Source organism: Flavobacterium sp., from assembly GCF_044341265.1.
In the GTDB taxonomy this organism is placed as follows: domain Bacteria; phylum Bacteroidota; class Bacteroidia; order Flavobacteriales; family Flavobacteriaceae; genus Flavobacterium.
Window position 1 is genome coordinate 1 of record NZ_JBIISA010000033.1, and the last position, 19,549, is coordinate 19,549.

Annotated in this window: 21 protein-coding genes; 11 read left to right on the forward strand and 10 right to left on the reverse strand. The window is 31.0% G+C overall.

Features of this window, described 5'->3' with window-relative positions; all coding sequences use genetic code 11:
• Positions 1-150 precede the first annotated feature (150 nt).
• The 3 genes from ACIQ06_RS13590 to ACIQ06_RS13600 all read right to left on the reverse strand — a co-directional run bounded on the left by ACIQ06_RS13590 (position 151) and on the right by ACIQ06_RS13600 (position 2,842).
• Entirely contained in the window at positions 151-660 is a 510-nt protein-coding gene (locus tag ACIQ06_RS13590) for a hypothetical protein (RefSeq protein WP_396147195.1), read from the reverse strand.
• A 182-nt stretch (positions 661-842) separates the two neighbouring features.
• Entirely contained in the window at positions 843-2,171 is a 1,329-nt protein-coding gene (locus ACIQ06_RS13595; RefSeq protein ID WP_396147197.1) for an anion permease, read from the reverse strand.
• Positions 2,172-2,197: 26 nt separating this feature from the next.
• Positions 2,198-2,842, reverse strand: coding sequence for a DUF47 domain-containing protein (locus ACIQ06_RS13600; RefSeq protein WP_396147199.1), 645 nt, complete (start codon positions 2,840-2,842; stop codon positions 2,198-2,200).
• 159 nt (positions 2,843-3,001) lie between these two features.
• Between ACIQ06_RS13600 and ACIQ06_RS13605 the strand changes: the two genes are divergently transcribed.
• Both ACIQ06_RS13605 and ACIQ06_RS13610 read left to right on the forward strand, forming a co-directional pair.
• Positions 3,002-4,630 (forward strand): acyl-CoA carboxylase subunit beta, encoded by a 1,629-nt coding sequence (locus ACIQ06_RS13605; protein WP_396147201.1) that lies wholly within the window; start codon positions 3,002-3,004, stop codon positions 4,628-4,630.
• 123 nt (positions 4,631-4,753) lie between these two features.
• Complete coding sequence (locus ACIQ06_RS13610; protein ID WP_396147204.1) at positions 4,754-6,373, forward strand: M1 family metallopeptidase; 1,620 nt, start codon at positions 4,754-4,756, stop codon at positions 6,371-6,373.
• Between the two features lie 9 nt (positions 6,374-6,382).
• On the opposite strand, the gene ACIQ06_RS13615 is transcribed toward ACIQ06_RS13610, so the two are convergent.
• From ACIQ06_RS13615 to ACIQ06_RS13635, 5 genes are read right to left on the reverse strand one after another with little or no spacing between them, the layout of a single operon-like run.
• Positions 6,383-6,772, reverse strand: a complete 390-nt coding sequence (locus ACIQ06_RS13615; protein WP_396147206.1) for a hypothetical protein — start codon at positions 6,770-6,772, stop codon at positions 6,383-6,385.
• A gap of 24 nt (positions 6,773-6,796) precedes the next feature.
• Positions 6,797-7,138, reverse strand: a complete 342-nt coding sequence (locus ACIQ06_RS13620; protein WP_396147208.1) for a DUF5615 family PIN-like protein — start codon at positions 7,136-7,138, stop codon at positions 6,797-6,799.
• Positions 7,135-7,365, reverse strand: a complete 231-nt coding sequence (locus tag ACIQ06_RS13625; RefSeq protein WP_396147210.1) for a DUF433 domain-containing protein — start codon at positions 7,363-7,365, stop codon at positions 7,135-7,137. The genes ACIQ06_RS13620 and ACIQ06_RS13625 overlap by 4 nt, the downstream gene beginning before the upstream one ends.
• Positions 7,366-7,423: 58 nt before the next feature.
• Positions 7,424-8,470: an AMP-binding protein gene (locus ACIQ06_RS13630; protein WP_396147212.1), complete on the reverse strand. Its 1,047-nt coding sequence runs from the start codon at positions 8,468-8,470 to the stop codon at positions 7,424-7,426.
• Complete coding sequence (locus ACIQ06_RS13635; protein WP_396147214.1) at positions 8,463-9,407, reverse strand: lysostaphin resistance A-like protein; 945 nt, start codon at positions 9,405-9,407, stop codon at positions 8,463-8,465. The genes ACIQ06_RS13630 and ACIQ06_RS13635 overlap by 8 nt, the downstream gene beginning before the upstream one ends.
• A gap of 72 nt (positions 9,408-9,479) precedes the next feature.
• On the opposite strand from ACIQ06_RS13635, the gene arsC reads away from it, so the two are divergent.
• Together arsC and ACIQ06_RS13645 are read left to right on the forward strand one after the other, a co-directional pair.
• Entirely contained in the window at positions 9,480-9,821 is a 342-nt protein-coding gene (gene arsC, locus ACIQ06_RS13640; RefSeq protein ID WP_396147216.1) for an arsenate reductase (glutaredoxin), read from the forward strand.
• 101 nt (positions 9,822-9,922) lie between these two features.
• Positions 9,923-12,364, forward strand: coding sequence for a TonB-dependent receptor domain-containing protein (locus tag ACIQ06_RS13645; protein WP_396147218.1), 2,442 nt, complete (start codon positions 9,923-9,925; stop codon positions 12,362-12,364).
• 67 nt (positions 12,365-12,431) lie between these two features.
• On the opposite strand, the gene ACIQ06_RS13650 is transcribed toward ACIQ06_RS13645, so the two are convergent.
• Entirely contained in the window at positions 12,432-12,599 is a 168-nt protein-coding gene (locus tag ACIQ06_RS13650; RefSeq protein ID WP_344816299.1) for a hypothetical protein, read from the reverse strand.
• A 96-nt stretch (positions 12,600-12,695) separates the two neighbouring features.
• Positions 12,696-13,766, reverse strand: a complete 1,071-nt coding sequence (gene corA / locus ACIQ06_RS13655; RefSeq protein WP_396147220.1) for a magnesium/cobalt transporter CorA — start codon at positions 13,764-13,766, stop codon at positions 12,696-12,698.
• Positions 13,767-13,835: 69 nt separating this feature from the next.
• Here corA and hutI point away from each other — a divergent pair, with 69 nt between their 5' ends.
• The 7 genes from hutI (at position 13,836) to gcvT (ending at position 19,508) form a co-directional block, all read left to right on the forward strand.
• Positions 13,836-15,074 (forward strand): imidazolonepropionase, encoded by a 1,239-nt coding sequence (gene hutI / locus ACIQ06_RS13660; RefSeq protein WP_396147222.1) that lies wholly within the window; start codon positions 13,836-13,838, stop codon positions 15,072-15,074.
• 126 nt (positions 15,075-15,200) lie between these two features.
• Positions 15,201-15,770: a hypothetical protein gene (locus ACIQ06_RS13665; protein WP_396147225.1), complete on the forward strand. Its 570-nt coding sequence runs from the start codon at positions 15,201-15,203 to the stop codon at positions 15,768-15,770.
• 10 nt (positions 15,771-15,780) lie between these two features.
• Positions 15,781-15,963 carry a hypothetical protein gene (locus ACIQ06_RS13670; protein ID WP_396147227.1) on the forward strand — a complete coding sequence of 61 codons (183 nt, stop codon included), beginning with the start codon at positions 15,781-15,783 and terminating at the stop codon, positions 15,961-15,963.
• 190 nt (positions 15,964-16,153) lie between these two features.
• On the forward strand, positions 16,154-16,630 hold the full coding sequence (locus ACIQ06_RS13675) for a hypothetical protein (RefSeq protein ID WP_396147229.1): 477 nt from the start codon (positions 16,154-16,156) through the stop codon (positions 16,628-16,630).
• Positions 16,631-16,873: 243 nt separating this feature from the next.
• On the forward strand, positions 16,874-17,494 hold the full coding sequence (locus ACIQ06_RS13680; RefSeq protein WP_396147231.1) for a hypothetical protein: 621 nt from the start codon (positions 16,874-16,876) through the stop codon (positions 17,492-17,494).
• A 280-nt stretch (positions 17,495-17,774) separates the two neighbouring features.
• Entirely contained in the window at positions 17,775-18,236 is a 462-nt protein-coding gene (locus ACIQ06_RS13685; RefSeq protein WP_396147233.1) for a GNAT family N-acetyltransferase, read from the forward strand.
• A 186-nt stretch (positions 18,237-18,422) separates the two neighbouring features.
• A complete protein-coding gene (gcvT, locus tag ACIQ06_RS13690; protein WP_396147235.1) occupies positions 18,423-19,508 on the forward strand; it encodes a glycine cleavage system aminomethyltransferase GcvT in 1,086 nt (361 codons plus the stop codon).
• Positions 19,509-19,549 lie beyond the last annotated feature (41 nt).

Below are 19,549 nucleotides of genomic sequence, written 5' to 3' on the forward strand. Positions count from 1 at the left end.
CTACAATAAAAAACAGTTGCAAAAAGTAAAACGCTTATAACGGATGTATAAAATCCTACTATAAGCGTTTTTTTATTCTCTAAAAAACGGTGCTAATCAAAATAAACGATGTTTTTCAGTGCCCTCGAATTTCATCGGCTTTTATTATTATTATTTTTTAGACTTAGCTTTCTTTTTAGATTTAGCTTTTTTCTTTGCTTGCTCTTTCTTTTTAGCTTTCGCTTTGTCTTTTGCTTTTTGGTTTTTAGCTTTCTCTTTCTTTTTAGCTTTTTTCTTTTTCTCTTTATCTTTTTCTTTTTGCTTGTCTTTCTTAGCTTTAGCTTTCTTTTTGTCTTTTTCTTTTTTCTCTTTGTCTTTAGCTTTAGATTTTTTTTCTTTTTCTGAGTCTTTCATAATTTCAGTGTTTTCGCTATTTACAGAGACAGTTTCTTCAAGAACTTCTTCTGCTTTAGCTTCTGTTACTGTTGCTTCTTTAACAACTTTTGTTCTTGTTCGAGTTGGAGTTGCTTTAACTGTTGAAGTTCTAGTCGCTCTTGTTCGTGTTTTTGGTTTTTCAGAAACTACTTCTTCTTTAGAATCTACAACAATAGCTGTTGATTCTTGCAAATTTTCATTCGTTTCCAAGTTATTGTCTTCTGTGTTTTCTTTTTTAGTTATCATTGTGAGGTTGTTTTCGTATTTATTAAACGTAAATTCAATGTAAATTTTACGTTAACAAAAATACAATATAAAACAATTGCCCAATGTTAAGTTTTCGATTTTGGTGAAAACTTAACATTGGGCAATAAAACTTAATATTATATTTTAACTAGTAGTATTTGTAAAATAAGTTATTTTAACAATTAAAATAAATTTATAAAATAATAAACTATAGCAGCTAAAACAGCTGAAACAGGAATAGTTAGCACCCAAGCCCATAATAATTTTACAGTTACTCCCCAACGAACAGCAGAAACTCTTTTAGTTACTCCTACTCCAATGATAGATCCTGTAATAGTATGAGTTGTTGATACCGGAATCTTGAAATGCTCTGTTGTAAACAACGTTAATGCACCTGCAGATTCAGCAACAACTCCTTCAAAAGCCGTAACTTTCGTGATTTTTGAACCCATTGTTTTTACAATTTTCCATCCACCACTTAATGTTCCTAATGCAATAACTGTGTAACATGTAAGTGGAATCCATTCTGGCATAACTCCATCAAAATGAACACCATTAGAATCTGAAGGAAGTTTTACATTTAAATCTAACCAAAATCCTGATAAATTAAAATTTGGATTATCTTTTATAAATACAGCAACTGCAGCTGCTATAATTCCCATTACTTTTTGCGAATCATTACCTCCATGTCCTAAACTAAAGGCTGCCGAAGATAAAAGTTGCATTTTCTTTAAAACCTTTTCGGCAGTAGCTGTAGAAAAACTACTGAATAATAAATTAAAAATTGCCAAACTATAAAATATAAAAGCAACTAAAAACCATTTAATATTATGTGGTTCTGTAACTACACTCCAAAAATGACTTTCAAATCTTGGTTTTTTAATATCTTCATAGTTTACCATTACTGATACTAAAAACCAAGCTACTAATAGCATTAAAACAATAGTGAATATTTTTGGATAAATGTTCTTCTTAGAAGAATACATCAACCATAAAGAAATGAAATACGATATTATCATTCCTAACAATGGAGCCAAAACAATAAATAAAATAACTATAAATACACCCGATGGCAATAACTCGCCTTCTTTTGCTGCTTTAAACCAATTTACAATTTTGAATCCTGCATGCTCAATGTCGGTTACACCTGAAAATCCGTGAGCAACAGCTGCACCAGCAAAACCACCAATTAGTGTATGTGAAGATGATGATGGAATTCCTTTTAACCAAGTAATAATATTCCAAATGATTGCAGCAATAACACCGGCTAAAATTACAGTTAAATCAATACTGCTTGTATGTGCTGTTTTTGCAACTGTATCTGCTACTCCAAATCCGAAAACCCAATAAGCAAGAAAGTTAAAAAATGCAGCCCAAAGAACCGCTTGAAAAGGCGTCAAAACTTTAGTGGCAACGATTGTAGCAATAGAATTTGCTGCATCATGGAAACCATTGATATAATCAAATACTAAGGCAAGAAATATGATTACAATAAGTAAAGTAAAATCCATAAATATAGAATTTTAGATAAAATTATTTATGAATGTTTAACAGAGATTTGCTCCATAACGTTAGAAACACTTTTGCATTTATCAGATGCCATTTCTAAAGCTGAAAGTACTTCTTTATATTTAATGATATTTTTAGCATCGGTTTCATTTTCAAAAATATCAGCTACAGCTTTATCAAAAACTACATCAGCTTTACTTTCAAGTTTATTGATTTTTTTGCAAGTTTCCTTAATCATTTTGATATTATTCATATCTTTTAATTGCTTGATACCTTCACCAATTAATTGACATGCTTCCAAGTTTATCTCCGTTAATTTTCTAATTGATTTAGTGATTTTGTCAACTTGATATAATCTGATTCTACTTGCTGCACCATGCATATTATCGGCAACATTATCAATAGATTTAATAAGAGCATGAATATCTTCTCTATCAAATGGAGTAATGAAGTTTTTACTCAATTCTAAGTGTGTCTTGTGTGTGATTTCTTCAATTGTAGCTTCAAGTTCTTCAATTTTTTTAAAATATTCTTCACGTTCTGCTTTTGGTGCATTTACTGCTTCATGTAAAGTGTTGGCAAGAATAATTAAATTTGCAGCTGCTAGTTCAAATAAAGGAAAGAACTTTTTATCTTTCGGTACAAAAAATTGAAAAATACTATTTAGTGTCATTAGGTATAAAATTTTATGCAAATGTATTCAACTAATATTAAGAGAATGTTAAGTTACAAGAAAACTAGGTAAATAAATTTATTTCTGTTTTTTAAAGAACTATTCTGTTTTTTCAAACGTTTTCGTACTTTAGCAAAAACAAAATAAGCATCAAATTTTATGGACTTAAACTTCAACAAAAACGAAGATCATAACAAACTTTTATTATCTGATTTAAAACAAAAATTCGCCAAAGTTAAACTTGGTGGTGGTGAAAAACGAATCGAAAAACTTCATGCAGAAGGTAAAATGACTGCACGAGAACGTATCGATTATTTACTTGATAACAAATCAAATAGCATAGAAATTGGTGCCTTTGTTGGAGACGGAATGTATGCTGAACATGGTGGTTGTCCTTCTGGCGGAGTTGTAGTGAAAATTGGATATATTTCAGGAAAACAATGTATTGTTGTTGCCAATGATGCCACTGTTAAAGCTGGTGCATGGTTTCCAATTACCGGAAAGAAAAACCTTCGTGCACAAGAAATTGCTATGGAAAATCGTCTTCCTATTATCTATTTAGTCGATTCTGCTGGAGTTTATCTGCCAATGCAAGATGAAATTTTTCCAGACAAAGAACATTTTGGTAGAATTTTCAGAAACAATGCTATTATGTCAAGCATGGGAATTACACAAATTGCTGCTATTATGGGAAGTTGTGTTGCTGGTGGTGCATATCTTCCTATTATGAGTGATGAAGCCATGATTGTAGATAAAACTGGAAGTATTTTTCTTGCAGGAAGTTATTTAGTAAAAGCTGCCATTGGTGAAAATATTGATAATGAAACACTTGGTGGCGCAACTACACATTGTGAAATTTCTGGTGTAACCGATTATAAAGCAAAAGATGATAAAGACGCATTAGATAGAATAAAAAGCATCGTTGGAAAAATTGGTGATTATGAAAAAGCTGGTTTCAATAGAGAAAAACCTCAAAAACCTGCCTTAAATGAAGAAGATATTTACGGAATTATTCCAAAATCTCGTTCTGATCAGTATGATATGTTGGAAGTTATCAAACGATTGGTTGATAATTCAGAAATGGATATGTATAAAGAAGATTACGGAAAATCAATCATTACTTGTTATGCAAGAATTGATGGTTGGGCTGTTGGAATTGTAGCTAATCAAAGAACGGTTTCTAAAACCAAAAAAGGTGAAATTGAGTTTGGAGGTGTTATTTATTCAAGTTCTGCAGATAAAGCAACTCGTTTTATTGCCAATTGTAATCAGAAAAAAATACCGTTAGTTTTTCTTCAAGACGTTACTGGATTTATGGTTGGTTCAAAATCAGAACATGGCGGAATTATTAAAGATGGTGCCAAAATGGTAAATGCCGTTTCCAATTCTGTAGTTCCTAAATTTACAGTGGTTGTTGGAAATTCTTATGGCGCAGGAAATTATGCTATGTGTGGAAAAGCTTATGATCCAAGATTAATTTTTGCTTGGCCAAGTGCCGAATTGGCTGTTATGGGTGGAACGCAAGCTGCAAAAGTATTAGCTCAAATTGAAGCTTCATCACTAAAAGCAAAAGGCGAAACCGTTGACGAAAAAGTAGAACAAGAATTATTTGATAAAATCAAAGCAAGATATGATGCTCAAGTTTCTCCTTATTATGCAGCATCACGACTTTGGACTGACGCTATTATTGATCCATTAGAAACTAGAACATGGATTTCTATGGGAATAGAGGCAGCTAACCACGCTCCTATTGAGAAGAAATTTAATTTGGGTGTGATTCAGGTTTAATGTTTTAAACACAAAAGTCACAAAAGTTTTTTTTAGAAATTCTTTTGTGACTTTTGTGTTTATCATTTTTTTAAGTAACAAATCCCAAAAACCTTCTACTAATCAATTATAAATCACATCATCATGAAAAAATTCTTTATCATTGGTTTAACTTTAATTGGTTTTCAAGCAGTATTTTCTCAAAACTTTACGCGTAGAGATTCGCTTCAAGGTGGCTTGCGTCAAGAAAGAACTTGCTATGATGTGCAACGTTATGATTTGAATATCAAAATAAATCCTGATGAAAAAACGATTGTGGGTTACAATGAAATTGCATTTAAAGTAGTTGAGAATTCTTCAAAAATTCAAGTCGATTTGTTTGAAAACATGCAAATTGACAGTATCATTCACAACAATAAGAAACTAGAATACAAACGTGAATTTGACGCCGTTTTTATTGATTTCCCAAGTGGTTTAACTGTAAATTCTTCTGAAAAAATTCGCTTTTATTATTCAGGAAAACCTAAAGTTGCTAAAAATGCACCTTGGGACGGTGGTTTTGTTTTCAAAAAAGACAAACAAGGAAAACATTGGATTGGAGTTGCTGTTCAAGGAACTGGAGCAAGTTTATGGTATCCTGTAAAAGATTCACAAACCGATGAACCTGATTTGGGTTCGACCATAAAAGTTGCTGTTCCAAATGGTTTGATGAATGTTTCTAATGGAAGATTTATCGAAAGTGAAGATTTAAAAAATGGATATACACGATGGGATTGGGAAGTTAAAAATCCGATAAACAATTATGATATTACTGTAAATATTGCCGATTATGCTCATATTCACGACAATCACAATGGTTTAGATTTAGATTATTATGTGTTGCGTGACAATGAAGAAATTGCAAAAAAACATTTTGAAGAAGTAAAACCAATGATGGATTGTTTTCAAACCAAATTTGGGAAATATCCTTTTGCTGAAGATGGCTACAAATTGATTGAAACTCCTTATTTAGGTATGGAGCACCAAAGTGCTGTAGCTTACGGAAATAAGTACAAAAAAGGTTATATGGGAAGTGACTTATCTATGTCTGGCGTAGGTTTACTTTTTGATTATATCACTATTCACGAAAGTGGTCACGAATGGTTTGGAAACAGCATCACATCATCAGATATTGCTGATATGTGGATTCACGAAGGATTCACTCAATATACAGAATTGGTCTATATTGAATGTCAGTTTGGCTATGAAAAAGCCATGAAATATGCCAAAGGTTTAAAACTAAACGTGAGAAACGACCGACCAATTATTGGTACTTGTTGCGTAAATCATGAAGGTTCAGGCGATATGTATCCAAAAGGTGCTTTGCTTTTAAATACTTTGCGTCATGTAATAAATAACGATGAATTATGGTGGAAAATTATCCTAAAATACTCTGAAACGTATCGTCACAAAATTATTGATACACCAACTGTGATTGCCTTTTTCAATCAAGAAAGTAGCATGAATCTTACTCCTATCTTCAATCAATATTTGAGTTACAAAAAGATTCCTGCAATAGAAATAAAACTGAATAAAAAGAAATTGGAATTTCAATGGAAAACCGATGTATCCGATTTCAATATGCCAATAGATATCAAAGTAAACGGTAAAGAAATTAGAATCGAACCAACAAACAAATGGAAAAAATCTAAATTCAAAATCAAATCATTAGATGAAGTTGAAGTTTTGAATAATGAGTTTTTTGTACATGTTTGGAAATTATAAAAAATTTACCTAAATAATTGATTTAATAATCATTACTCCAATTAAAACTGAGAATGGAGAAATCAATTGAAAATAAATTGGCTTTAAAATATCAGCGGCTTTATTTGAAAAACCATGATGCAATTTCTTGGGAACAAAATAAAGTACCAGAGAGGTCGCCAACATAAACCAACCAAATACTTTAAAAACTTCAGGATATTTTGAATAATCTGAATAAATAATCAATGCAGCTGCAGGAATCATTCTAATGGTAATTTCACCATAGTTAATTAAGTTGGTACTTCCTGCTTTTCTTAAAGTTGCTCTAGCTGTTTTTGGTTTAAAAAACATCAAACCTCCAACAAAAATAAAAAAGACTCCAAATACAATTAGAGTCCATTTTGCAATTTCTATAATCATGATTTTATACTTTTTAGTAAATTGCTATTCTCCAAAAATTTCAAAAATATCATTCTCATCTGAATTTATAAACTCTTTAATTTTTATGTTATTAGCAATAATTAAATTAACAAGTTTTTCAGTATTCAAATTATAAGTTTTTAGAAACAATAATTTTGGTGGAGCTTTTCTTAAAAGAACGATTTTCTCAAAATCATCATCTTTACTAACAATTGTATAACCATTTTTCTTAGCAAAATCCCAAATAGAAATATCACTTGCAGGTTGCGAAATATTTAAAGATGTTACATGAACAACTTCTGGGAAAACTACACCTAGTTTATTAACCATTCGCCACGATAGATTTTCATCTAAAAGAAGTTTCACGAGGCAATGGCAATTTTAGTGATGTTTTCTCGGTGTGCAGCAAATGACAAAGCGGCAACAATTTTATCATTATCTAACTGAGGAAAATCTTCTATGATTTCTGAAAATGACATTCCTGATGCCAAATAAGATAGTACATCTGAAATTGTAATGCGAGTACCAATCAAGCATGGCTTTCCACTCCTAATTTCAGGATTAATAAAGATGTATTTTTGCCAATTTTCCATAATTAAATTATTGTAATATCAAAGGTATTGATTTTTTTATAAAATCGGATATAATAATTTAAACCAAACTCTCTTTTCTCAAAATCTTTCCGTTTTCTGTTTCTTTGAATTTAGAAACAAAAACAATTTCTTTTGGACGTTCGTATTTGTCTAAACCTTCAAAAATAGCTTTGTCAATATCAAACGATTCACCTTCAACTATTAAAACTACTTTTTCACCAAGTTCTGCATCATCTTTTGATGCGATGAAAAATCTTCTATCAATTTTTCCGTCAAGTTTTTTCTCTACTTGTTCGGGCATAATTTTAACGCCACCACTATTGATAATATTGTCAATCCTACCTAAAAACAAAAACTGATTTTCGTTTACTAATTCTACCAAATCATTAGTAATAACAGTTTCTTCTGCAATAATTTGTGGTGCGTGAATAACCAAACAATTTCTGTCGTCATAACTAATTGTAACATGTGGTAAAACTGTAAACTCCTTCTCACCAACTTTTTTAGCAGCAATATGCGTTATGGTTTCAGTCATACCATAAGTTTCATAAACTTCAGTTGGAAGCTTCATCAACTCTTTTTCTAAACTTTTACTAATTCTTGCGCCACCAACAATAAGCTTTTTAACATTTTTAAGTTCTTTCAATGAACTTTGTGCTTGCATTGGAACCATTGCTACAAAATCATAATGAGTATCGTCCAAATTTTCCATTGGATTAGAAGTTGGTGCAACATAATCTAAATCCAATCCAAGAATTATAGAACGAATTAACATCATTTTTCCGGCAACATATTTCACTGGAAGACATTGTAAAGCTCTATTTCCAGAATGCAAATCAAAGAAATCTCCTGTCGCTAATGCAGAATTTACCATGGCCTGCTTGTCTACAAGAATGGTTTTTGGTGTTCCTGTTGAACCCGAAGTTTTCATTTCGATATAGGTTTTTCCATCAAACCAATCTAAAAGAAAATCTCCTACAGGCTTTTCCCAATCGTCACCTTCTTTAATAAAACTATAAGCCACACGACACAAATCTTCTTTGTTAAGATGGAAACCATTTAATTTAAAATGATTGTGAACGTTATCGTAAGTTGGATTAATCATTATTTAATTCGTTAATTGTTGTTTTATATTTTATATCTCCAGTCAATTTTTCTTTCCAATCGGACCATTTGTATTTTTTACTAAACAAAAGCAATAGTAAAGGAAAAATCACAAAAACCGGAATAATAATTTCAAGTCCAGCCGATGGATCAGATATATCTTTAAATATGGAATTCGTTTGCAAAGCCGACCAATCTGAAGTAACCAATAATGCAGTCACCAAGTTATTCGCAGCATGAAATCCTAAAGCCAATTCCATTCCTTCATCCATTAGAGTTATGATTCCTAAAAACAAACCAGTACCGATGTAATAAACCAAAACAATATTTCCCATTTTATCAATCTCTGGATTGAAAATATGCATGGTTCCAAAAATTACAGAAGTCATTAGCAATGGGAACCATTTGTTTTTAGAGAGATTAGCAAATCCTTGCATCAAATAACCTCTAAATACATATTCTTCAGTACTTGTTTGAATTGGTATCAAAATGACTCCGATAAGCACTAAAATTGCAAATGGAATAGGTTTGAAATTCCAAATCATTTCTTCAGGACTTAAATAATAAGTCAACAAAACACTCGATATTGTAAAAACAGCCCACAATCCGAAAGAGAAAAACACTCTACTCCAATCTATTTTACTTCTTGATGTAGTTACTTCTAAAATGGTTTGTTTATGAAAATATTTGATTACGATAAAAACGCCTAATAATGCAAAAACAAACGAAAGCATCATCAAAAACAAAGATAAATTAGATTCCAAAACACGTAACATTCCAGCACTATCGGTTGGCATTGTTCCAGATTTCATGGTTTTCATCAAAACGGCAATACCAAAAGGTATTTGACCAATAGTTGAAGCTAAAATGATTAAAATAGATCCTACAATATATTTCCAAAAAGGATTTTCTTTCTTTACGCCTTGTTCTATAAACATAATTCTGTTAAATTTATTTTTTACTAAAATACTATATTTATTGCAATATTCATTTAATTTACAGAAAAAAAAATGATAACAATTTACCATAATCCACGTTGTGGAAAATCTAGAGAATGTTTGGCATTTATAGAAAATTCTAATCATAAATTTGAAGTGATTAAATATCTTGAAAAACCATTAAACTTCAATGAGTTAAGTAATTTAATAAAAAAACTAAAACTCAAACCAATAGAATTAATTAGAACCAAAGAATCTATTTGGATTGAAAACTTCAAAGGAAAAACTTTATCCGATAAAGAAATCATTCAATCTATGGTTGATTTTCCTATTTTAATGGAACGTCCGATTGCTGTAAATGGTGATAAAGCCGTCATCGCTAGACCATTTGAAAAAGTTAAAGAAATTATTTAGATTAATTCAATTTTACTTTTAACAAACCTTTGTGATTTGTTGCTTAAACGAAAGTTTATTTTTGCAGTCAAATGAGAACTGTGAAATATAAACATCAAATCATGAAAAAAATTAAATTCTTTTTAACTTTAGCTTTGTTATTAACGACTCTATTAAATTATTCGCAACAAAAACCTGAAGGTAAAAAGGTAAGAATAACAGGGAAAATTGTTGATAAAGTAAGTAATCAACCATTAGAATATTCTACAATATCATTGGTAAATACTACAACAAACAAAATTACTGCTGGTGGAATTACCGATGCAAAAGGTGATTTTAGTTTTGATGCATCTCCTGGAACATATAATGTAAAAGTAGAGTTTATTTCATTCAAACCGCTTGAAATTAAAGGAAAAGTTATCAAAGAAAACACAAATTTAGGCACAATTTCTCTTGAAGCTGAAGCTACAAAACTAGATGAAGTAGTAATTCGTTCAGAAAAAACATCTGTTGAAATAAAACTAGACAAAAAAGTTTATAATGTCGGACAAGATTTAATGGTAAAAGGAGGAACAGTAAGTGATGTTTTAGACAATATTCCCTCTGTTGCAGTAAGTGCTGAAGGTAATGTAAGTTTAAGAGGAAACGAAAATGTTAGAATTCTTATAGACGGAAAACCTTCTAACGCCATTAATATCAATGATGCTTTAAGAATGATTCCTGCTGATGCCATTGATAAAGTTGAAGTTATTACCAATCCATCAGCAAGATATGACGCTGAAGGTGGTGGAGGTTTATTAAACATCATCCTTAAAAAAGGTAAAACCAACGGATTAAATGGAGTAATAATAGCAACAACAGGTTATCCTGATAATCATGGTTTAAGTGGAAACTTGAATTACAAAACAGGCGAATTCAACTTATTTACAACACAAGGTTATAATTACAGAAATAATCCTGGTAACTCTTTGTTAGAAACTAATTATTTGAATGTTGGTGCATCTTCTCCTAATTTTATTAATGAAACAAGAGATAATGATAGAATAAATAAAGGTTACAACGGAAACTTTGGTGCTGAATGGTTTTTAGACAAAAATACTACTTGGACTAATACGGTTAACTATCGTAAAATATCTGGTGACAACCAAGATAATGTTTTCTTTGATAGACAATATGCTAATTCGAGTTTGAATAACAAACAAATACGTATTAACTTTGAAGATGGGAAAAGTGAAAACATTGAATTTTCATCTAATTTATTGAAAAAATTCAAAAAAGATGGTCATAAATTAACTATAGATACTCAGTTTTCTAAAAACAACGATGACAACATAGCAACAATTATAGATAGTCAAGATGGTACTGATGCAACAGTTAATATTCAAAGACAAAGTCGTAATTTAATTCAAGCAGATTATGTTTTGCCATTAGGTAAGTCAATGCAACTTGAAGCTGGATATCGTGGTGATTTTTTAGAACAAGGTACTGATGTAACTGTTTTTAATGAAGGAGTTGTAAATACCTTTTTCACAAATAATTTAGTTTATAAAGAAAAAGTACATGCTGTTTATTCACAATATGGATTTAAAGTAAAAAAATTATCGGTTTTACTAGGTATGCGTTGGGAAGATTCTAATATTGATGTAAATCAAATTACAACAAGTGATTTTAATAACAAAAGATACAATAATTTCTTTCCAAGTGCTTTCTTTACTTATGAAATATCAGATAAAACAAATGCTTCTATCAGCTATAGCAGAAGAATTCAAAGACCAAGAGGAAGACAAATTAATCCTTTTAGTAACTACTCAAGTAACATCAATATCTTTCAAGGAAATCCTGATTTAGATCCAGCTTTTACAGATGCTATAGATTTAGGATTCTTGAAAAGTTGGGAGAAGTTTACATTAAATACTTCATTATATGTAAATAAAACAACTGATGCATTTCAATTTGTAAGAAAAGAATCTGGTGCTTTTGTAAATGGAATTCCAGTTATCTTAAGTTCACCAATAAACCTTGCTACAGAATATAGAGCTGGTTTTGAATTCACTTTAAATTATTCTCCTTACAAATGGTGGAAATTAAACACCAACTTCAATTTATTTAGAGTAGAAACGCAAGGAGATTTTACTTACACTAATTTCTTAAACAATCAGGTAACTCAAAACTTTGATAACGTTGCAACCGCTTGGACAGCAAGACTAACATCTAAAGTAACTTTGCCTAAAAAGATTGATTGGCAAACCAATGCAACCTATAATGGTCCGCAAACCAATGCTCAAGGTAGAAGTTTAGGTGTTTTTGCTATGAATCTAGCTTTCAGTAAAGATGTTCTTAAAGATAAAGGAACACTTTCTTTAAATGTAAGTGACGTTTTTAATTCTAGAAAAAGAATTATGGAAACTAATATTCCTAATTTTATAAACTCTTATGCTGAAATGCAATGGAGAGTACGTCAAGTAACGCTTTCGTTTACTTACCGTTTCAACAAACCTAAAAATGAAAGAGATAGACAACCTAAGAGAAATCAAGACGAAGGTGGTGGAGATTATCCAGGTTAATAATAACCAAACTGCATAAAAAAAAGTCCCAATTACTTGGGACTTTTTTATTTTTAAAACAAAACAATTAAGCTTGTTCTAATTCTCTGTTAGCTTTTCTTTCTTTCAACAACTCTCTTGTAGCACCAAATATCCAATAGAATACGAAGTGAATTAAGAAAATCATTAACCAAAAACCAATGGTTAAAATGGTTAAGAAAAGTAAGAAGCCTAAATACTGTTGTAAAGTAAACATGTTTTACAGAATTTAATGTATATACAGGTCAAAGGTAATTGATAATTTTCTTATGAGCAATAATTCTCAAATAATTATTAACTACTTTTTAAACAATCAATACCATTTCTTCTTTTTAAAATAATAAATCATTCCCAAAAGCAATAATAACATGAATCCAAGAACAATAAAATAACCATATTCCCAATGCAATTCAGGCATATTGTCAAAGTTCATTCCATAAATTCCAACAATAAAAGTTAGAGGCATGAAAAACACCGAAACCACAGTTAATGTTTTCATTACTTCATTCAACTTGTGATTTTGAGTTGAAAAATAAAAGTTAGAAGCGCTATCTAATGAAGCTGAATCATATTCTATTTGTTCCAAAAGTTCTAAACACTTTTGATGCAAACGATCAAAGAAACTGTAATTTTCTAATTCAATACTATTAAAAACATTGTCGTCTTTCATACTTTTTATAGAATACAAAGAATCTCTTAATGGAATGATAGAACGTTTTAGAAAATTAAAGTTGTCACGATGTTTTTCAATTTGAATTAAAATTTCTGGACTTGTACTTGTTTTAGAAATATTAATCAACTCTTCTACTCTATCTTCTTCGTTTTCTATAGTAATGTAGAAATTTTCCATTACAGCATCTAACAATAAATAAAGTAAATAGTCTGCTTTTTTCTCACGTACAATTCCTGAATGAGTTCGAATGCGTTCACGAATATGAGTAAAAAAATCACTGCGTTTCTCTTGAAAAGAAACCAAAATATCATTTTTTAAAAGGAAACTAATTTGCTCGACATTAATATTATCAGAGTTTTCAACTGGCAACAACGATTTGATATTAAAAAATAACACATCGTGATATTCATCTAGCTTGGTTCGTTTTGTAGTGTTTAAAATATCACCAAGCATAAAATTGTCTACTTTCAAATAGTCTCCAACTGATTTTATAACTTCAATATTATTTAATCCATGAACATTAAGCCAATTTACTTTATTCAAATCTACATTTGAGCCTATTTCATGAACGTTTAATTCTTCAAATTCCGTAATATCGTTAGTATCATAAACAAACAATTGCAATTCTGTTTTTATTTGCTTGTGAACTCCAGTATAGTCAAAAAAACTAGGGATTACTTTTCTGCCTTTTTTATATTTTATTTTTCTCACAAATTCAAATTTTGTCTAAATTTAGAAATTATTATTATTTAAAAAGTAATTTTACGGAAATTTAGTTTCATGACAACACTAATCACCAACATTCAAGAGCTACTTCAAATTAGAGACGCATCCATTAGAAAAGTTTCTGGCAGCGAAATGGCTATTTTACCTTCTATAAAAAACGCTTATTTATTAATAGAAAACGACCTAATTGCCGACTTCGGTTTAATGGAAAATTGCCCAAAGATTAATACTGATGAAACTATCGATGCCACCGGAAAAGTAGTGCTTCCAGCTTGGTGCGACAGTCATACACATATAGTTTATGCTGGCAATCGTATTCAAGAATTTGTAGATAGAATCAATGGATTGAGTTACGAAGAAATAGCCAATCGTGGTGGTGGCATCTTAAACTCAGCCAAAAAACTAAACGAAACTTCAGAAGAAGAACTTTACAACCAATCGAAAGCTCGTCTTGAAGAAGTCATGAAACAAGGAACTGGAGCTGTCGAAATCAAATCGGGATATGGTTTGACTGTTGATGGCGAAATCAAAATGCTTCGAGTGATTAAGAAACTTGCTCAAAATTATCCAATTGCTATAAAAGCTACTTTTCTTGGCGCACATGCATTTCCTGTTGAATACAAAGAAAACCATTCTGGTTATATTGATTTGATTGTTAACGAAATGCTTCCAAAAATTGCTCAAGAAAATCTAGCAGATTATATCGATGCATTCTGCGAAACTGGTTATTTCTCTGTAGCAGAAACCGAAAGAATCATGGAAGCTGGAAAAAAATACGGATTGCGTTCCAAAATACACGTTAACCAATTCAACGCCATTAACGGAATTGCAGCTTGCGTAAAACACAACGCACTTTCGGTAGATCATCTTGAAGTAGTTACCGACGAAGATATTGAAGCTCTAAAAAATACCGAAACCATGCCAGTGGCTTTGCCTTCTTGCTCCTATTTTATCAGCATTCCTTACACGCCAGCACGCCGAATGTTGAAGGCAGGTTTACCTTTAGCTTTAGCCACCGATTTCAATCCAGGAACTACTCCATCTGGTAATATGAATTTTGTAGTTGCTACAGCTTGCATCAAAATGAAAATGACGCCAGAAGAAGCCATAAATGCAGCCACAATAAACGGCGCCTACGCCATGGGATTAGAAAAAACACACGGAAGTATCACTTTAGGTAAAAAAGCCAATGTCATTATAAGTAAAGAAGTTACTTCATTCTACCAACTACCCTATTGCTTCGGAACCGATTTAATTGATAGCGTAATTATTGAAGGAAAAAAGATAGTTTAGTATTTTAATATATACTAATGCTTACTGACGATTACAATCAATTTTATGAATTTACATTATAAACATGCTCCTATTTACAAGTTACTAGTCAGTTTGGCGGAACACAGAAAAAACAAAAACATAAATATGAAAATCATATTTTTAATTTTAGTTTTAGTTACTTACGGTTGTGAAACTAAAACAAAAAATAGAATTTCGAAAAACTCGAAAATAGAAAAACCTGTTCAAAAGAAAATCGAAACCGAGAACAGAAAGTTTTTTGTTGGAGATTTTGATAATGATAAAATTAATGACACTGCATATGTGAATTATAAATGGAATATTGAAACAAATGAAATTGAGTGCGGAAAAAATAATTGCGACATAAATATTGAATTTAAAAAAAATATTCCGAAAATTAGTTTTGCGCAAAGCTTAGGGATTGTTGTTGTGAAAACTGAAGATGTTAATAATGACAACGCAAATGAAATATTAGTTTTTTCCCGAACAAATGAAGGTTGGTGGAATAACATTTCCGTTTGGTCTTATAAAAACAAAACTTGGAAAATGATTGCAGAAACTGATGCATTCATATCAGAAGACAAGGATTTTGAAAATCGAATAATTAAAGAGAAAAAGAAATATTATTTAATCGGAGAAGATAAATGGAATGAAGTTGAAAACGGAAATTTCAAAAAAGTAAAAATTAAATTATAAAACTGATTAAATGAACTTATATAATTTATTACTTGGTCTATTTTTATCGATTGTTTCTTTTTGGCTTTTTGTGAGAGAAATGACAAAAAGTAAGAAACCAATAGATGGTTATAAAATACGAATAATTGGAGGTCTATTTGGACTTTTTCTATTGGGAATCTATCTTGTTTTTTCTGAACTTATGAAATTATAATGATATATATTTTGGATACTACTGAAAGCGAAAAGAAATGGTTGTAAATTATTTTTTACCTCTTTACGGTTTTCCGTAAAATACTAACAAAACACTTTTATATCTTTGAATAAAATAGGTAGTTCTACTTAGTTTTAGAAATAAAAAAAGAAATACTTTAGCGACCTAATCAACTAGAAAAAATCAGTATATGAATAAAATAATTTACCTTAAAGAAGTACCACTTTTAAAAAAGATTCTGGGTTATAGCATTGTTGTGCTTGGATTACTATCTTTTACAGCCAGCATTGTTTTTGGCGCTATTTTTATTGCCATAGGCATTAATTTCTTGTTAACCGAAGGCTCCGAAATTGATTTAGATAATTCCACTTATAGAAGCATTCATTCCCTATTTGGATTTCATTTTGGCAAATGGAAACCTTGTCCTAAGTTTGAGTACGTATCGGTTTTTAAAACTAGCGAAAACCAAACCGTACGCGTGATAACCGCCGAAACCACCTTACAAAACGACATCATTTTGCTCAACCTATTTTACAACAGCAACAAGCACATTACCTTTTACAAAACACAAGATAAAAACGACGCTTTCAAAGTAGCCGAAAAGTTCAAATTAATCTTTAATATCGATGTTTTGGACGCTACTGAAAGCGAAAAAAAATGGTTGTAAATTATTTTTTTACCACTTTACGGTTTTCATTAAAATAAAATTCAACTACGTGTTTACATTTAAAAAGTGTGCTTAACCCTAATCTATATAAAACGAAAAGCACCCAAAAGCAAAATAGCAAAGGCAATACAAGAAAGACTTTTGCACATATAAACATAAATAATAACCTCTAAATAATAACTTTAATTAAAAAAATCTATGAATTTATTAAAATTAACTTTGGGAATGACTCTTGTATTACTAATGAGCAGTTGTGTAAGTCTTATTCCTCTAAAACAAGAATTTTATAACAACAAAAAAGTAGGCATCATCCTGCAAGTAGATAGTATCGGTATGGCGAAGGCTGGAGGACAAGGTTTACTTGATATGGCACTAACACCAGGAAACCGTTTTACCGAGCCCTTGAAGAAAGTGGAACCAAAATTCAATGTAAAAGAAACCTTAAAAGCCGAAATCACGAGTATTTTAAAAGAAAAAAATAAGGATTTTGTCTTCATTGAACAAAGATTAGATTACAAAAACATGATACAATTTAACAAACCCAACTCTGATAAAAAGTACAGTAAAAAGGACTTTAGAGACTTAAAAGCAGCGCTCAATGTAGATGAAGTCATGTACATCAATGTGAAGTACGGTTTACTAGTAAGCTATTATGGTCTTATAGAACTAGAAAAAGACGGCTATGTTAACGTTGTTACAGAAACAGTAGATTTGAGTGACAATTCTTTGTTGCAACAAGACAACTTTCAGACGGTGGCTAAGATGGATGGTAATTGGAAAAAAGGCGAAGACTATGAAAACCTAAGAAATGCTATTCAAGGCGCCATCAACAATGCAGCTACCGCTATAAGAACAAGATTCTAATAGTAAAAATACATAAACCAGAGCTCCTCAAAGTGTTCCCATGAAAAGCTACGCAAATGTCTCCTGACTTTGCGTTTTTTTATTTCAAAAAACCGTCAACTAAATTTCCATTCCAATCACGTCAATCTTACTATTTTATCTTCGTGGACGATAAGCTGGTGATTTCAATTTTATCTTTCAATTTAATTACGTAGTTTTGTTTTGGTCAGTGTTTGCAGCAGACTCAAAGCTATATAATGTTAGCTGTTATTTTGAAAACGTAAATTGTCAAAAGAAAAAAATGGAAGTTCAGATAAAAAAATATTTAAATACAGACAGACTTGGTTGCATAAACGCTTTTAAGAGTAATGTCCCTATTTATTTCACAAATGATGAGATACAAGACTTCGAGGCCTTTTTAACAAGACTTGAAAACATCGATAACAAAGCTCAATTTTATGTAATCTATTATGAAAACAAAATAATTGGTTGTGGTGGGTTTGGAGATAAAGACAATAATGGTATAATTTCATTGGCTTGGGGATTTGTTCACAAAGATTATCATAAAATGGGATATGGCGAAAAGCTATTAAAATATAGAATTGAACAAATAAAACTACTTAACCCTAAGTTTCCAGTAATTATTGATACAACACAATATTCATATGGTTTCTTTGAAAAATATGGATTTAAAGTAACAAAAATAACAAACGATTATTATGAAGTAGGAATGCACAGATACGATATGACCTTAGAAATTTAGTTAACAAATAATGGCTATTAAATTATTGATACTCGGTAAAGTGTTCCCATAAAAAGCTACACAAATGTCTCCTGACTTTGCGTTTTTTTATTTCCAAAAACCCATAAATAAATTTCCATTCCAAGCAATGTCAATTCTACAAAAATCACTATTTTAGCGCCTCAAACATACAAACTAAAATAGGTAATGAAAAATACAGCTTTAACGCACATTCACGAAGAATTAGGAGCAAAAATGGTTCCGTTTGCAGGTTACAATATGCCTGTTTCATACGAAGGAGTCAACGCAGAACACGAAACTGTTAGAAATGGTGTTGGTGTTTTTGACGTGTCTCACATGGGCGAATTTCTAATTTCGGGTGAAAATGCTTTGGCTTTAATCCAAAAAGTTACGTCTAACGATGCTTCAACGCTTGAAAACGGTAAAGCACAATATTCTTGTTTACCAAACAACGATGGCGGAATTGTAGATGATTTAATTGTGTACAAAATCAAAGACGAACAATATTTATTAGTAGTAAACGCATCCAACATCGATAAAGATTGGGATTGGATTTCGTCACACAATACTTTTGGTGCAGAAATGAAAAACCTTTCTGATAACTATTCATTGCTTGCTATTCAAGGTCCAAAAGCGGTTGAAGCTATGCAAAGTTTGACTTCTGTAGATTTGTCTGCTATAAAATACTATCATTTTGAAGTAGCTGATTTTGCTGGAATTGAGCACGTAATCATTTCTGCAACAGGTTACACTGGTTCTGGTGGATTTGAAATTTACTGTAAAAATTCAGAAGTAGAACAAGTTTGGAACAAAGTTTTTGAAGCTGGTGCAGCATTCGGAATCAAACCAATTGGATTAGCTGCAAGAGATACATTGCGTTTAGAAATGGGATTCTGTTTATACGGAAACGACATCAACGATACAACTTCACCATTAGAAGCAGGTTTGGGTTGGATTACAAAATTCACAAAAGAATTCACCAATTCTGAAAACTTAAAAGCTCAAAAAGAAGCTGGAGTTTCTAGAAAATTAGTAGGATTTGAATTAATCGACAGAGGAATTCCAAGACACGATTACGAAATTGTAGATGCAGACGGAAACAACATCGGAATTGTAACTTCAGGAACACAAGCACCAAGTTTAGGAAAAGCCATCGGAATGGGTTACGTAAAAACCGAGTTCGCAGCAGCAGATTCTAAAATTTACATCGTAATTAGAGATAAAAAAATTGCTGCTAAAGTGGTGAAAATGCCGTTTTATAAAAAAGCGTAAGTTTCTTTTGAAATTTTGTTGAAAAAAGTACTTTTGCAATC

Excerpts from the sequence above, each read along its gene's own strand:
- ACIQ06_RS13590 (WP_396147195.1), bottom strand. The coding sequence starts at position 660 with ATGATAACTAAAAAAGAAAACACAGAAGACAATAACTTGGAAACGAAT.
- ACIQ06_RS13595 (WP_396147197.1), bottom strand. The coding sequence starts at position 2,171 with ATGGATTTTACTTTACTTATTGTAATCATATTTCTTGCCTTAGTATTT.
- ACIQ06_RS13600 (WP_396147199.1), bottom strand. The coding sequence starts at position 2,842 with ATGACACTAAATAGTATTTTTCAATTTTTTGTACCGAAAGATAAAAAG.
- ACIQ06_RS13605 (WP_396147201.1), top strand. The coding sequence starts at position 3,002 with ATGGACTTAAACTTCAACAAAAACGAAGATCATAACAAACTTTTATTA.
- ACIQ06_RS13610 (WP_396147204.1), top strand. The coding sequence starts at position 4,754 with ATGAAAAAATTCTTTATCATTGGTTTAACTTTAATTGGTTTTCAAGCA.
- ACIQ06_RS13615 (WP_396147206.1), bottom strand. The coding sequence starts at position 6,772 with ATGATTATAGAAATTGCAAAATGGACTCTAATTGTATTTGGAGTCTTT.
- ACIQ06_RS13625 (WP_396147210.1), bottom strand. The coding sequence starts at position 7,365 with ATGGAAAATTGGCAAAAATACATCTTTATTAATCCTGAAATTAGGAGT.
- ACIQ06_RS13630 (WP_396147212.1), bottom strand. The coding sequence starts at position 8,470 with ATGATTAATCCAACTTACGATAACGTTCACAATCATTTTAAATTAAAT.
- ACIQ06_RS13635 (WP_396147214.1), bottom strand. The coding sequence starts at position 9,407 with ATGTTTATAGAACAAGGCGTAAAGAAAGAAAATCCTTTTTGGAAATAT.
- arsC (WP_396147216.1), top strand. The coding sequence starts at position 9,480 with ATGATAACAATTTACCATAATCCACGTTGTGGAAAATCTAGAGAATGT.
- ACIQ06_RS13645 (WP_396147218.1), top strand. The coding sequence starts at position 9,923 with ATGAAAAAAATTAAATTCTTTTTAACTTTAGCTTTGTTATTAACGACT.
- ACIQ06_RS13650 (WP_344816299.1), bottom strand. The coding sequence starts at position 12,599 with ATGTTTACTTTACAACAGTATTTAGGCTTCTTACTTTTCTTAACCATT.
- hutI (WP_396147222.1), top strand. The coding sequence starts at position 13,836 with ATGACAACACTAATCACCAACATTCAAGAGCTACTTCAAATTAGAGAC.
- ACIQ06_RS13665 (WP_396147225.1), top strand. The coding sequence starts at position 15,201 with ATGAAAATCATATTTTTAATTTTAGTTTTAGTTACTTACGGTTGTGAA.
- ACIQ06_RS13670 (WP_396147227.1), top strand. The coding sequence starts at position 15,781 with ATGAACTTATATAATTTATTACTTGGTCTATTTTTATCGATTGTTTCT.
- ACIQ06_RS13675 (WP_396147229.1), top strand. The coding sequence starts at position 16,154 with ATGAATAAAATAATTTACCTTAAAGAAGTACCACTTTTAAAAAAGATT.
- ACIQ06_RS13680 (WP_396147231.1), top strand. The coding sequence starts at position 16,874 with ATGAGCAGTTGTGTAAGTCTTATTCCTCTAAAACAAGAATTTTATAAC.
- ACIQ06_RS13685 (WP_396147233.1), top strand. The coding sequence starts at position 17,775 with ATGGAAGTTCAGATAAAAAAATATTTAAATACAGACAGACTTGGTTGC.
- gcvT (WP_396147235.1), top strand. The coding sequence starts at position 18,423 with ATGAAAAATACAGCTTTAACGCACATTCACGAAGAATTAGGAGCAAAA.